A 13917-nucleotide genomic window follows, 5' to 3' on the forward strand; every position below is an offset into this window, starting at 1 on the left:
CCCCCTCCTCTGCGTTTTATCTTATCAAAGCTTTCTGTTGATTTCCGTTATAAAATTCTTGAGATTTTATTAAGATTTCGCTTTTCTTACGGATGCAAAAAAAGAGACGCCCCAAGGCGTCTCTTTTTTCATTTGGAGGTACCACCCAGAATCGAACTGGGGATCAGGGAGTTGCAGTCCCACGCCTTACCGCTTGGCTATGGTACCATTCCGGTATTAAGGATTGTAATGGAGCGGCTGACGAGGCTCGAACTCGCTACCTCCACCTTGGCAAGGTGGCGCTCTACCAGATGAGCTACAGCCGCATATAAATGGTGCCTCCGGGCGGAATCGAACCACCGACACGGGGATTTTCAGTCCCCTGCTCTACCGACTGAGCTACAGAGGCAAATCTTCTTCAGCCGGAACTGGCTGAAGAAATGGCGACCCGGATGGGACTTGAACCCACGGCCTCCAGCGTGACAGGCTGGCGCTCTAACCAACTGAGCTACCGGGCCGAATCGCCGCCGCCGTACTTATCAGCGGCGAGATTTATTATATCGAAGATTACGCAAAATGTCAACAGTTTTTTGACTATTTTTTCATTTTTCTGCGTGCGCTAAAAGCTGCTGCAATTCCCCGCGGCTGAAAGTATATATCTTATCGCAGAACTGACAGGTCACTTCGCTTTTTTCCTGCTCCGCCGCCATTTGGGACAGCTCCTTTTTCCCCATACTGATCAGCGCACGCTCGACCTTTTCCCGACTGCAGGCACAGCGGTAGCCGATCGCATCGGTCTGCAGAAAATCCACATCAAATCCATCGAGCACCGCCTGTACGATCTCCTCCAGGGTCATCCCCTGTTCGAGCATGGCGGTCATGGGCTGGAGCTTGGCAAGGTTGGCCTCCAGCCGGTCGATATCCTTGTCCTGCACGCCCGGCATCAGCTGCACCAGCCAGCCGCCCGCACACTTGACCGTCCGGTCGGTATTCACCAGCACGCCCAGCGCGCAAGCAGAGGGAATCTGCTCGCTCTCCGCAAAATAACGCGTCAGATCCTCTGCGATCTCGCCGTTTACCAGCGCGACCGTCCCTGTGACCGGATCCTTCAGCCCGATATCCTTAATAACCATCAGGTAGCCGCGGCCCACACCGCCGCCTACATCCAGCTTCCCATCCGCCCGCAGCGGCAGGTCGGCCGACGGGTCCTGCAGATAGCCGCGCACATACCCATCCGCATCGCCCACGCAAACAATTGCGCCCAGCGGACCGTTTCCTTTGACCTGTACGGTCACGGAGCCGTCCGGCACCTTGATCTGGCTGCCCATGATCGCAGTCGCGGTCAGCGTACGCCCAAGCGCGGCGGTCGCCAGCGGCGTTGCGCTGTGAATCTGCCGCGCGCGTTCGACCAGACCGGTCGTTCGGGCTGCGGAAATTTGAATACCCGCGTCGCGAGCAAGCGCGCGGAGTAATAAATCGCTCATAAATTTTTAATCTCTCTTTCGTGCTGTAAAATAGATCCGGTCTTCGCCGCCGCGAACCGGCGCAAATTCCTGATCCCCATAGATTTTGATTTCGCTGAAACCGGCCCGTTCCAGCATCGCGGTCAGCGTTTCAGCCGTATAGATGCGCTCCTCATGCGTTTCCTGCGCGCGCGTCCAACTTTCCCCGCTGCGCTCGAAAATATCGAACTGATAGGCACATAATCCGTCCTCCACCGCGGCCTGCCATACGCAGAACACATCCTCGTCCTCCCGCACATAGCAGTTTCCGTCCATGCGCGCGAACTTTTCCGGCGTGTTGATATCGAACACAAAAAGGCCGCTCCCCGGTTCGAGAAAAAGATGCACCCGATCGAACGCCTGCTGTAACGTTTCCGGCTCGGTCACATAATTAACGCTGTCCAGGCAGCACAGGCATACGTCCACCGTGCCATACAGGTCAAGCGCCTCCATCCGTTGATTGAGAAACAGCGGCCTGGGATCGCAGTCCATCGTATTCTGCATGGCCTGCATCAGCATATCGGGCGACGCATCCACCCCGATCATCTCATAGCCGCGCCGGGCGAGTATGCCGGTCAGGCTTCCCGTGCCGCAGGCCAGGTCGAGCACCAGCTTCGGCTGCATCCCTTCGCGCGCGAACAGGCGCTCAAAAAAATCCGCCCAGCGCGCATAGCCCACGTCATCGGTAAACCGGTCGTAATATGCCGACAGGGTTTGATAACTATTCATGGTCTTCTTTCAGGCGGTCCAGCATTCTGCGGTAGCCATCCGAGCCATACACCAGGCATTTATTGACGCGGCTGATCGTCGCCGTGGATGCGCCGGTTTCCTGCACAATGTCGCTGTAAATGCGCCCCTCATCCAGCATGCGCGCCACCTGGAAGCGCTGCACCATCGCGCGCAATTCCGCGATCGTACACAGGTCCTCAAAGAAGTCGTAGCATTCCTCTACCGTTTTGAGCTTCAAAATCCCCCGAAAAAGGATATCCATATCCTCGTCCTTCAATTTTCGGTTCAACCCCATTTCCTCCTTTCGAAAAATCTTTCTCATTATGATGTATTTTATTATAGCACAGCGCTTTCATAGTGTAAAGTATGAAAAAAGCGAACCGCCCCTCCTGACCGCTTCACAGGCCGCCCCAAACGAAAAACAGGCCGCATCCTTGACGGATGCGGCCTTGTTTTTATTGCAATTTACAACTTACGCCTTGCCGTTGCAGCCCAGAACGTTGATCAGCTTGTGGGTGACCATGTCCTTGACAGCCTGGCGCGCAGGCTTGAGGTACTGGCGGGGATCGAAGTGATCCGGATGCGCGTCAAAATACTCGCGGATGGTAGCGGTGATCGCCAGACGGATATCAGAATCGATATTGATCTTGCAGACGGAAAGCTGTGCGGCATGGCGCAGCTCCTCTTCCGGAATGCCGATCGCATCCGGCATCTTGCCGCCGTGCGCGTTGATCATCTGGACGAAATCCTGCGGAACCGAGGAGGAACCGTGGAGAACGATCGGGAAGCCCGGCAGGCGCTTGGATACCTCTTCCAGAACGTCGAAGCGCAGCGGGGGCGGAACCAGGATGCCCTGCTCGTTGCGGGTACACTGGTCGGGCGTGAACTTATAAGCGCCGTGGCTGGTGCCGATCGCAATTGCCAGCGAGTCACAGCCAGTGCGGGTGACGAACTCCTCTACCTCTTCCGGATGGGTGTAGGAGGAATCTTCCGCGGACACCTTAACGTCGTCCTCAACGCCGGCCAGCGTACCCAGCTCAGCCTCTACGACAACGCCGTGCGCATGCGCATATTCAACGACCTTCTTGGTGATCTCAACGTTCTCATCAAACGGCTTGCTGCTGGCGTCGATCATAACCGAGGTAAAGCCGCCGTCGATGCAGGCCTTGCAGGTCTCAAAGTCCGGACCGTGGTCAAGGTGCAGCGCGATCGGGACGTCCGGACACTCAATAACCGCAGCCTCTACCATCTTGACGAGGTAGGTGTGGTTCGCATAAGCGCGCGCGCCCTTGGAAACCTGCAGAACAACAGGGGCTTTCTGCTCCTGGCAGGCCTCGGTGATGCCCTGAACAATTTCCATGTTGTTCACGTTGAAAGCGCCGACAGCGTAGCCGCCGTCATAGGCCTTCTTAAACATCTCAGCAGTAGTAACTAATGGCATGGTAAACTTCCTTTCCTAACAAACAAATTAGCCTAAGCTGAATTCTTCCTTTATTTTAGCAGGGTACATTCATAAAATCAAGTCCGGCGCACAAAAAACCAGCCAAAAATTGCTTGCCGTTCCCGTGTCCGGCAGACTGTCCAAAAAATTCGGATTTGCATTGATTTTATTGCTTTTTTATGATACCCTTTATAATGAAAGAGAATGCAGAGTATTGCGCCCTGATTCTCAACTTTGTTAGGAGGTATATCATTATGAGTGAACTGAAAGGCGCTTGCGTCATCGGCCAGTCGGGCGGCCCGACTTCGGTCATCAACTCTTCCGTTCTGGGTGCGCTGGAAACCGCGTTGGATAACCCGTCCATCACCCGTGTCTTCGGCATGGCGCACGGTATCAAGGGCCTGCTGAACGACGAACTGTACGATATCGATAAGGAAGACCGCGAGGAGCTGGCGCTCCTGCGCTACACCCCGTCCTCCGCCCTCGGCTCCTGCCGCTACAAGCTGGCTGATCCTGACGTGGACGACACCGATTACAAGCGCATCCTCGAAATCTTCAAGAAGTACGACATCCGTTATTTCTTCTATAACGGCGGCAACGATTCGATGGATACCTGCAACAAGGTTTCCAAGTATATGATGAAGTCCGGCTATGAGTGCCGCGTCATGGGCATCCCGAAGACGATCGACAACGACCTGTTCGGCACCGACCACTGCCCGGGCTTTGCTTCCGCCGCCAAGTATATCGCCACCTCCTGCATGGAAATCTACCAGGATGCGCGCGTGTATGACACCGGCATGGTCTGCATCGTCGAGATCATGGGCCGCCACGCCGGCTGGCTGGCCGGTGCGGCCGGTCTGGCTACCGCTATGGGCGCGGGTCCGGATCTGGTCTACCTGCCGGAGACCGACTTTGACATGAAGAAGTTCCTGGCCGACGTCAAGCGCATTTATGAAGAGAAGGGCAACTGCCTGGTCGCGGTTTCCGAAGGCATCCACTATGCGGACGGCTCTTTCGTATCCGAGGCAAAGACCTCCGCGACCGACGGCTTCGGCCACGCGCAGCTTGGCGGCCTGGCCTCCATGCTGGCCGATACGGTCAAGAACGAGCTTGGCTGCAAGGTCCGCGGCATCGAGCTGTCCCTGCTGCAGCGCTGCGCGGCGCACTGCGCTTCCAAGACCGACGTGGACGAGTCCTATATGGCGGGCAAGGCTGCGGTTGAAAACGCGGTAGCGGGCAAGACCGACTATATGCCGGGCTTCCAGTGTACCCGCGACGAGAACGGCTACAAGTGCGAGATCGCGCTTCTGCCGCTGTCCGAGGTTGCGAACACCGAAAAGAAGGTGCCGCGCGACTGGATCAACGAGGAAGGCAACGGCGTAACGCAGAAGTTCATCGATTACGCAATGCCGCTGATCGTGGGCGAGAACGTCGGCCCCAAGGTGAACGGTCTGCCGCGCTTTGCCAACCTGAAGAAGGTAAAGGCGGAGGCCTGAGGCAGCTTAATCCTATCGTAATACGCGCGCCTTGCGGCGCGGCTGAAAAACAACGGGCGGAGCCGCAAGGCTCTGCCCGTTTGTCTTTGGAGGTGAAGCAGCGATGAAAAAAACGCTTCCCATACCGGTTTTCATCGGACTGGCAGTGCTTTGCTACCTGTCCGCCTGCGGCCTGCTGAGCTGGTCGTATTTCGCTTATGATGACGCACTTCATGTAACCTCGATATACTTCTGGGTATATGGAGGCGTCATCCTGCTTGAAGCTTCGCTCACCGATCCCGCGGACAAAAAGGAACAAACAGAAATGCCGCGTTGGAAGCAGGCGCTACTCCTGCTGCTCTGTACCGCGGTTGCTTATATTGCCGTTTGGGAGGCCGGACAGTATGGCATCAATTATTTTCTGTATAACGTATGGTTTTGGTGGCTGGCAGGGCTTCTTGTTTTATGGGCGGCGTTCGTGCTCTACCGGCACAGCCGGTTCCGTTCCCCCTCTCCCCCTCGCAAAGCGCGCTCCCCTCTGCACAGTGCCGCTGTTTTTCTGATGATCTTTTTCCTCCCTCTTCTGCTCACTTCCTTAGTATTCCTCGCCGTGCTGCATCCCGTCACCGTAAAGGCGATCACCCCCATCGGCGAAGCGGAGGGCGGGCGCTTTATCGGCCGCATCACCGGCGACCGGTCGCAGAATCCGCTCGGCGTTTACTTTTTCGCGGACGGCGACCGCTGGTACTATTACGACGTTTTGACCGGCGCGCCAGTCAGCTACGACGCCCCTGCATATCTTCATCCAGCAAGGTGATCTGACATGATAGACATGATACAAGACGCCTCCTTTTCCGCGCGCGGCATCCCTTTCGGCATTGCCGAGGTCGTTTATCCCGCGCGGCGCGAATGGGAGGAAGCCGCATTCCGCGCGCTTGCTGAAAAAGAGCTTTCCGCATGCAAGGCCCGTTATGCGGATTACGACCGCAAGGCGGTCTTTGGGGAAAACCCCTATTTCCGTTTTTTCCGGAAATTCCGGAAAACCTATCCGGTTATGCAGCAGTTTGAATCCGTCCTGTTCAAGGGACGCCCGTTTCCGGAGGTCAACCCGATCACCGAGGTCCCGTTCCTGCTCGAACTGTGTACGTTTGTCCTGTCCGGCACGCATGATATCGACCGTATGGACGGCCCTCTCACCCTGTTCTCTCCTGACGCCAAGCTGCCGTTTGCCGGCATGCGCAGCGACAGCACGCACACCTATCCCGGCGACCTGTGCGGCCGCGACCGCAGCGGGATCATCTTCAGCATGATCGCGGGTGCGGATACGCGCACCTGTGCCTGTCCGGAAAGCCTGCATGTGTTTTATCCTGTTTTCGGCACGCCGGACACGCCGCCGGAGTTGCTGCGGGACGCGCTGGAACGGCTTTCCGGCTATGTCTGCACACTCGCACCCGATGCGGCGGTCGAGACTTGCCTGCTATGACCGCGTTACTGTTTTTCCGCTTTCAGGAGGCTTTTCAAAAAAGTCTCCTTTTTCTTGCAGTAATCCGCTCCTTTCGCGCGTCAAATGATTGGAAAGGATGTGGAGCCGCTGTGGAAGCTGTCGAAAGCAACGCCCCCTCGTATCTGCAGGACGAGGACGGTTTTGCGCGCCTGCTCGATGACTGGGGCGACCGGCTGCTGCGCCTGTGTACGCTTTATCTGAAAGACGTGCATTTGGCCGAGGACGCAGTACAGGAGACCATGCTCAAGGCGTGGCGCGGCGCCGGACAATTCCACGGCGGGGGCAGCGAAACGACCTGGATCACCCGTATCGCCATCAACGTATGCAAAAGCTACCTGCGCTCCCCCTGGAAGCGCCGCCGCGCGCCCGCCGAAGAGCTGGACGCGCTGTTCGCCCCCGCAGATGACCCTCAGGTGGACGATACCCTGCCCCGCGCCATTCTGGCACTTTCCCGCCCTTACCGTGAAGTCATCATCCTGCACTATTATCAGGAACTTAAAGCGCGCGAGATCGCCGAGATCCTTCATGTGGATATTTCGACCGTCACCGCCCGCCTGTCCCGTGCGCGAAGCAAGCTGCGCGAGAGCCTGAAAGGATGGTACTATGATGAATAAGCGCAATATGAGGAGGGATCTTGATATGACCATGGCAAATGTCACACTTTCACCCGAACGGCGCGCCCAAATCCTGCGCGGCGTCCGGCCCCGCCGCGGAAAGGCCCTGCGCTGGACGACCGGCCGCATCCTGACGGCCGCTGTTCTGGCGGCGCTTCTGACCTTTTCGGCGTTCGCCGCCGCTGTCCCCGCGCTCCGCGCGGCGCTGCAAAACGCGCTCGGCAGCTTCGCGGGACAGAGCCAGAGCCTCACCGGCATCGCTATGGAGTACGACGGTATCGAAGTGCGGCCGGTTTCCGCGCTCTCCAGCAGCACCTATGTCCGCATCTGGGCAGAGGTGCAGGACAAGACGGGCGACCGGTTGAGCGCGGATATGGATATTAACGGATATGTCGCCGACATCCCAAATTTAGGCATGTCGCTGTTCAGCCGGCCGCAGGTCATCTCGTATGATGAAGAAACCCACACCGCACTGATCGAATTTTTCAGCACCGGCTATGGCGTTACGGAAAGCGTCCCCGTCTCCATCTGCTTTGACCGGTTCCAGCCCCGGCAGAAGGTTTCTGACGTGACAGTGCCGATGGAGCTGGTAACGGCGCAGACGTTAGCCAGCACCACCGCCCCTGACGGTTCGCTCGTCCTGGTCCCTGAGCAAACGGTTGCCCCGCTGGAGCATACCGATTCTGTCCGTGTGTCCTCCTTTGGCTTTGCCAGCGACGGACGCCTTCATTTGCAATTGGCTTTCCTCGGCGCCGCGAATCGGGAAGACAGCTACCTGATCACGACCGCGCGCAGCATTTCAGGGGAAAAGGACCACGCTGTCTATAACCAGGAGCTTGGCAACAGTATGTTTGAGGAAAACGGGATCTGGTATCAGGATATGTCTTTCAGCGTGTCCCCCTCGGATCTGGGCGACGTTGCCTTTGACGATTTAGCCGGCACATTGCTGGTCCTGCCCGCGGTCACCGGCGAATGGTCCGCGGATATCACTATCCGGCCGGTCGAAGAGATCACCTACTATCCCAACGTGCAGGTAGGCGGCGCTTTGGTGGAGGAGATTCGCGTCTCTGAAATCGGCTTCTACGCGCTCTCCTCCAGCGAAGGGACAATTTTAGGGTACCGCCCGACCTTTGCCATGACCAGGGACGGTGAAAAGCTCTATCTGACGAACAACTGTATTGAAGGCGGCTGGTGCGTCGACGATTGGAACGGCAGCAGCGGGGCCGGCCACGCGATCGACCAATGGCTGTTTGACAAGCCGATCGACCCTGCCAGCATCGCTTCCCTCAATTTTGACGGAGTGACCGTTCCCCTGCAGTAAGCCTGTTGTAAAAAAATCCCCTCTTTTCAGAGGGGATTTTTTGCGTCCTCCTTGCAGGAACATTTGTTCGGTGGTATAATAGCCACAGAACGTCCGGCATGTCAGGCAATGCACCCCCGCATGCCAGGTGGCAGTACTACGAAATCATCACCAAACGGAAAGGAGGCGCGCTATGGAGCAGCAGACACTTTTCGGCGGGGACGACACCCGTCCGCTCGCAGCACGGCTGCGGCCGCAGGAGCTCTCCGAATTCGCCGGACAGTCCCACCTGCTTGGGTCGGGCAAGGTGCTGCGCCGCCTGATTGAAAGCGACCGCATCAGTTCGATGATCTTCTGGGGACCGCCCGGCGTGGGCAAAACCACGCTCGCGCGCATCATCGCGAACCATACCCGGGCGTCGTTCATCGACTTTTCCGCAGTCACCAGCGGTATCAAGGAAATCAAGCAGGTCATGCAGCAGACAGAGGACAACCGCCGTTTCGGAGAGCGCACGATCGTATTCGTGGACGAGATACATCGCTTTAACAAGGCACAGCAGGATGCGTTCCTGCCCTTTGTCGAAAAAGGCAGCATCATCCTGATCGGAGCGACGACCGAAAACCCATCCTTTGAGGTCAACGGCGCGCTTTTATCCCGCTGCAAGGTGTTCGTTTTGCAGGCATTGGGGACGGACGACCTTACTTCCCTGCTCTCCCGCGCGCTTACCGACCCGCGCGGCTTCGGCGGGCAGAAAATCCACATTGCGCCCGACATGCTGGAGGCGATCGCGAATTTCGCCAACGGCGACGCGCGCTGCGCGCTTTCCACGCTCGAAATGGTCGTGCTGAACGGCGACGAGGCGGATGGCACGGTCACGGTAACACCCGAAACGCTTGCGCAGTGTATCTCCAAAAAATCGCTGCTGTACGACAAAACCGGCGAGGAGCATTATAACCTGATCTCCGCGCTGCATAAGTCCATGCGCAACTCCGATCCGGACGCGGCGGTCTACTGGCTTGCGCGCATGCTCGAAGCGGGCGAGGACCCGCTCTATATCGCGCGCCGTGTGACCCGCTTTGCTAGTGAGGATATCGGCCTGGCGGATTCCCGCGCACTCGAGGTCGCGGTCGCGGCTTATCAGGCGTGCCATTTTATCGGCATGCCGGAATGCTCGGTCCACCTGACGCATGCGGTGGTGTATCTGTCACTCGCGCCCAAGTCAAACGCATTGTATATGGCCTATGAAAGCGCGAAAAAGGACGCGCTTACCCAGCTCAGCGAACCGGTTCCGTTGGTCATCCGCAACGCGCCCACCCGCCTGATGAAAGAACTGGATTACGGCAAGGGCTACCAATACGCCCATGACGCCGCCGATAAGCTGACCGATATGCAATGCCTGCCGGATTCGCTTGCGGGGCGGGAATACTACCGCCCGACCGAGCAGGGGCTGGAAGCCAAATACAAGGCCCGTCTGGAACAAATCAAGGAATGGAAGCGGCAGCACCGCGCGAAATGAAAGGAGCTCCCTCATGCGAAAACGCCTGTTCCCCTGTATTTTCCTGCTGGCTGCGACGCTGCTCTGCGTCGCGCTCCCCTCCACCAGCTCCCCGCTTTCCAGCGCAATCCCGACAGAGTTAACCGTGTCGCCCGACGGCACGGCAACCGTCCGCGTATCGGTGGTTTCCAGTGTGGGCTATGTACGCGACTGCCGCATCGATACGCGTGACGACGGGCTGTATCTGACCTTTTACTCCACCTACGGCCTGAACAATCCAAATGGAGCACGGGATACTTTTACCATTTCCCTGCCCGCAGAATGCGACACAATTTTCACCTACGGCGGCGGTCACAGCTATTACCCTGTCTATCAAAGGCATACTGCGGCCGAGGAATGGCAGCGGGTCTGAAGTACAATAAACAGGCGGCGGGAATTTCCCGCCGCCTGCTTTTTTACTTTTGCAGCGTCTTGGCGAAGCTGTCCTTGAGAGTGACAATGCGGTTAAACCGCCCTGACTCCCGATCCTTGACATAATAGCCCATGCGGACGAACTGGAAGCGCTCGCCCTCCTTCGCGTCCGCGAGAGCGGGCTCGAGCTTGCAGCCGGTCAGCTTTTTGAGGGAGTCCGGATTGAGGTAATCCAGATAGTCTTTCCCCTCAGGCAGGTCGTTCGCGTTCTCGATCGTCAGCAGGTTATCGTACAGGTACAGGTCCGCATCGACCGCATGCGCGGCCGACACCCAATGGATCGTACCCTTGACCTTGCGGCCGTCCGCGGGCATCCCGTTCCCAGTCTCAAGGTCGGCGGTGCAGCGGATCTCGACGATCTCGCCGTTCCCGTCCTTGACAACCTCGTTGCATCTCACAATATACGCGCCCATCAGGCGCACCTCGCCGTCCGGCTTTAAGCGCTGGAACTTCGGGGGCGGCACCTCGGCAAAGTCGCTCTTTTCGATATACAGCTCGCGCGTGAACGGCACCTTGCGCGTACCCGCGGCCTCGTCGCGCGGGTTGTTCGGCACCTCAAATTCCTCGCACTGGTTCGCCGGATAGTTGGTGATAACCAGCTTGACCGGCTCGGTGACCGCCATGCGGCGCAGCGCGGTGTCGTTCAGTTCCTCACGGATGCAGTGCTCCAGCAGCTTGATATCCACCAGTGAATCCGCCTTGGCCACGCCCGCGCGCTGGACGAAATCCAGGATGGCGCTCGGCGTGTAGCCGCGGCGGCGCAGCGCGCACAGGGTGGGCATACGCGGGTCGTCCCACCCCTCCACATGGTGCTCGAACACAAGCTGGCGCAGGTAGCGCTTGCTCATGACCGTATGCGTCATGTTCAGGCGGGCGAACTCGCGCTGCTTGGGATGATGCGGCAGCGGGCAGTTGTCCACGACCCACTCGTACAGTGGGCGGTGGTTTTCAAACTCGATTGAGCAAAGCGAATGCGTGATACCCTCGATCGCATCCTGAATCGGGTGGGCAAAGTCATACAGCGGATAGATACACCACTTATCCCCCTGACGGTGGTGGTGCGCCCGCACGATACGGTAAATCGCCGGATCGCGCAGGTTCATGTTCGGGCTGGCCATATCGATTTTGGCGCGCAGCGTTTTGGAACCATCCGCAAACTTGCCCGCGCGCATATCCGCGAACAGCTGCAGATTCTCCTCCACCGGACGGTCGCGGTAGGGGCTGGGCTTGCCAGGCACGGTCAGCGAGCCGCGGTAGCTGCGCATCTCCTCCTGCGTCAGGTCGTCCACATAAGCCTTGCCGGCCTTGATGAGCGCCACCGCGCAGTCGTAGCAGGTTTCAAAATAATCCGAGCCATAGAACACGCCGCCCGTGGGCTCCTCGCCGGTCAGCCATTTGATATCCTCCCAGATGGAGTCCACATACTCGGTGTCCTCCTTGACCGGATTGGTGTCGTCATAACGGAGGTTGAATTTGCCGTTATACTTTTTCGAGATCGACCAGTTGATAAAGATTGCCTTGGCCGAACCGATATGCAGATAGCCGTTCGGCTCGGGCGGGAAGCGGGTATGGATCTGCTCGTTCAGCCCCGCCTCCAGGTCTGCGTCAATGATCTCGGTCAGAAAGTTACTTACGTTTTCCATCATAGCGTTATTAATTCCCCCAAAAGCGGATCAAAGCGCATCCGCACATTTTTTCAGGCGTTCGAGTACCTTTTCGCGCCCCATAATGCCCATGACCGTCTGCAGATCGGGCGCGTTCTGCCGTCCGGCAACCGCCACGCGCACCACCATGGACACGTCGCCCACCGCGCCCTTGTAGGCGGATGGGTCGGCTTTGTACGCCTTGGTGTCCGCCGCATAACCGTGCTGGGACGCGATCTGCTTCATTTTTTCAAAAAAGCCGTCCGGCGTGTCGCTCTCGTCAAACACGGCCGCGAAGTCGGTCAGGATGGCCTTAGCGTCCTCCGCAGACACGCGCTCGGGCATGGTGTAGTCCGGCTGGAACAGCTCGTCGAACATAAAGTCCATATAACCCTTGGCGTCCGACCAGAGCGCCAGGTCCTTGCGCGGCTTTTTGCCGCCGCGGCCGATCGCGAGGTACGCCTTGGAGCGCGCCGGATCGCGCGTGAGCAGCGCGTGGAACGCGGGATCGTTTGCCGCGCTCCAGTCCGTGATATAACCGTACACGGTATCCGCATCCATGCGGGAGATAACGTTTTTGGACACATCGCGCAGCTTTTCGATATCGAACAGCGCCCCCGAGCCGCTCATCTTCTTGGTCGAGAACGGGAAGTCGTTCATCGGCGCGTCCGGATTGGCGCGCCGCCACTCCTCGAAATTGGAATTTAAAAGCGTCATCAGGTATTCCAGCACCGCGGGTACCGGATAGCCCTCCTGCGCGTAGAACGTGAGCGCAAGCTCAGGGTCCTTGCGCTTGGACAGCTTGCGCTTGCCGCCGGTCTCGGGGTCGATCTTCATCAACTGTGCGGTGTGCGCGTACTTGGGCGCTTTCCAGCCCATAGCACGGAACAACTGCAGGTGTACCGGCAGGGTTGCGAGCCACTCCTCGCCGCGCACAACGACCGTCGTACCCATCAGGTGGTCGTCCACCACATGCGCGAAATGATAGGTCGGGATACCGTCCGACTTGAGGATAACCACGTCCTGATCGTTCTCCGTGACCTCCATCTTACCCTTGACCAGATCCTCATGACGGACCTTGTTTTCAATGCTGCCCTCCGAACGGAAGCGCACCACATAGGGCGTACCCTTGTTCAGTTCGGCCTCGATTTCTTCCATCGACCGGTCGCGCCACACGGCATATTTGCCGTAGTAACCGAAGTTTTCCTTGTTCGCTTCCTGCGCGGCGTGCGCCGCGGCCAGCTCTTCCTCAGTGCAGAAGCACGGGTAGGCCATGCCGCGCTCCACGAGCGACTTGACAAAGGTCTGGTAGATCTCTGCGCGCTGGGACTGGCGGTAGGGGCCGTAAACACCGTTGTCGCCGTCGAGCGACGCGCCCTCGTCGAACGGCAGGCCGAACGAGGAGAACGCCTCGATGATGGTCTGCACGCCGCCCTCTACCTCGCGCTTTTTGTCTGTATCCTCAATGCGCAGGTAGAACACGCCGCCCGACTGGTGCGCCAGGCGCTCGTCCACCAGCGCGCCGTACAGGTTGCCCAGGTGCATGAAGCCCGTGGGGCTTGGCCCCATGCGGGTCACCTTCGCGCCCTCGGGAAGCTGGCGCTTCGGGTAGCGCGCCTCGATCTCCTCCGGCGTGGTATGGATATGCGGAAACAGGCGTTCCGCCAACAGATGATAGTCCATGATATTCACTCCAATATTCCTGCAAGGGTATAATTGCCCAGATTATGATTATTTTATCACACCGGACGTTCTCATGCAATG

13 protein-coding genes and 4 tRNA genes are annotated in these 13917 nt (G+C 58.2%); 7 read left to right on the top strand and 10 right to left on the bottom strand.

From position 1 onward, the window contains the following. Positions 1-133: 133 nt before the first annotated feature. The 8 genes from ACYQ3S_RS01020 to fba all read right to left on the bottom strand — a co-directional run bounded on the left by ACYQ3S_RS01020 (position 134) and on the right by fba (position 3651). Positions 134-207, bottom strand: a tRNA-Cys gene (locus ACYQ3S_RS01020). Positions 208-229: 22 nt separating this feature from the next. Next, positions 230-305 (bottom strand) — tRNA-Gly (locus ACYQ3S_RS01025). 7 nt (positions 306-312) lie between these two features. After that, positions 313-388: transfer RNA gene (locus tag ACYQ3S_RS01030), tRNA-Phe, on the bottom strand. A gap of 32 nt (positions 389-420) precedes the next feature. Continuing rightward, positions 421-497 (bottom strand) — tRNA-Asp (locus tag ACYQ3S_RS01035). An 84-nt stretch (positions 498-581) separates the two neighbouring features. Continuing rightward, complete coding sequence (gene hslO / locus ACYQ3S_RS01040) at positions 582-1463, bottom strand: Hsp33 family molecular chaperone HslO (protein ID WP_459686914.1); 882 nt, start codon at positions 1461-1463, stop codon at positions 582-584. 6 nt (positions 1464-1469) lie between these two features. Next, positions 1470-2210: a class I SAM-dependent DNA methyltransferase gene (locus ACYQ3S_RS01045; RefSeq protein ID WP_459686915.1), complete on the bottom strand. Its 741-nt coding sequence runs from the start codon at positions 2208-2210 to the stop codon at positions 1470-1472. Continuing rightward, positions 2203-2499 carry a YerC/YecD family TrpR-related protein gene (locus ACYQ3S_RS01050; protein ID WP_054326081.1) on the bottom strand — a complete coding sequence of 99 codons (297 nt, stop codon included), beginning with the start codon at positions 2497-2499 and terminating at the stop codon, positions 2203-2205. The genes ACYQ3S_RS01045 and ACYQ3S_RS01050 overlap by 8 nt, the downstream gene beginning before the upstream one ends. A gap of 183 nt (positions 2500-2682) precedes the next feature. Then, positions 2683-3651: a class II fructose-1,6-bisphosphate aldolase gene (fba, locus tag ACYQ3S_RS01055; RefSeq protein ID WP_054326044.1), complete on the bottom strand. Its 969-nt coding sequence runs from the start codon at positions 3649-3651 to the stop codon at positions 2683-2685. Between the two features lie 254 nt (positions 3652-3905). Here fba and ACYQ3S_RS01060 point away from each other — a divergent pair, with 254 nt between their 5' ends. The 7 genes from ACYQ3S_RS01060 (at position 3906) to ACYQ3S_RS01090 (ending at position 10451) form a co-directional block, all read left to right on the top strand. Beyond that, a complete protein-coding gene (locus ACYQ3S_RS01060; RefSeq protein WP_459686916.1) occupies positions 3906-5147 on the top strand; it encodes a 6-phosphofructokinase in 1242 nt (413 codons plus the stop codon). Positions 5148-5250: 103 nt separating this feature from the next. Next, positions 5251-5943: a hypothetical protein gene (locus tag ACYQ3S_RS01065; RefSeq protein WP_459686917.1), complete on the top strand. Its 693-nt coding sequence runs from the start codon at positions 5251-5253 to the stop codon at positions 5941-5943. A 6-nt stretch (positions 5944-5949) separates the two neighbouring features. Next, positions 5950-6609 carry a hypothetical protein gene (locus tag ACYQ3S_RS01070; RefSeq protein WP_459686918.1) on the top strand — a complete coding sequence of 220 codons (660 nt, stop codon included), beginning with the start codon at positions 5950-5952 and terminating at the stop codon, positions 6607-6609. A gap of 110 nt (positions 6610-6719) precedes the next feature. Next, complete coding sequence (locus tag ACYQ3S_RS01075) at positions 6720-7244, top strand: RNA polymerase sigma factor (protein WP_459686919.1); 525 nt, start codon at positions 6720-6722, stop codon at positions 7242-7244. Positions 7245-7269: 25 nt separating this feature from the next. Then, the gene (locus ACYQ3S_RS01080; protein ID WP_459686920.1) at positions 7270-8565 is read left to right on the top strand and encodes a hypothetical protein; all 1296 of its coding nucleotides are present in this window, start codon (positions 7270-7272) and stop codon (positions 8563-8565) included. A 172-nt stretch (positions 8566-8737) separates the two neighbouring features. Beyond that, positions 8738-10060, top strand: coding sequence for a replication-associated recombination protein A (locus ACYQ3S_RS01085; RefSeq protein ID WP_459686921.1), 1323 nt, complete (start codon positions 8738-8740; stop codon positions 10058-10060). Between the two features lie 13 nt (positions 10061-10073). Then, positions 10074-10451, top strand: a complete 378-nt coding sequence (locus ACYQ3S_RS01090; RefSeq protein WP_459686922.1) for a hypothetical protein — start codon at positions 10074-10076, stop codon at positions 10449-10451. Between the two features lie 43 nt (positions 10452-10494). Here the strand turns inward: ACYQ3S_RS01090 and ACYQ3S_RS01095 are convergent, their stop codons facing one another. Both ACYQ3S_RS01095 and gltX read right to left on the bottom strand, forming a co-directional pair. Continuing rightward, positions 10495-12153 (bottom strand): glutamine--tRNA ligase/YqeY domain fusion protein, encoded by a 1659-nt coding sequence (locus tag ACYQ3S_RS01095; RefSeq protein WP_459686947.1) that lies wholly within the window; start codon positions 12151-12153, stop codon positions 10495-10497. Positions 12154-12183: 30 nt separating this feature from the next. Continuing rightward, complete coding sequence (gene gltX, locus ACYQ3S_RS01100) at positions 12184-13836, bottom strand: glutamate--tRNA ligase (RefSeq protein ID WP_459686923.1); 1653 nt, start codon at positions 13834-13836, stop codon at positions 12184-12186. Positions 13837-13917 lie beyond the last annotated feature (81 nt).

It is taken from the genome of Agathobaculum sp. TL06, assembly GCF_054658635.1.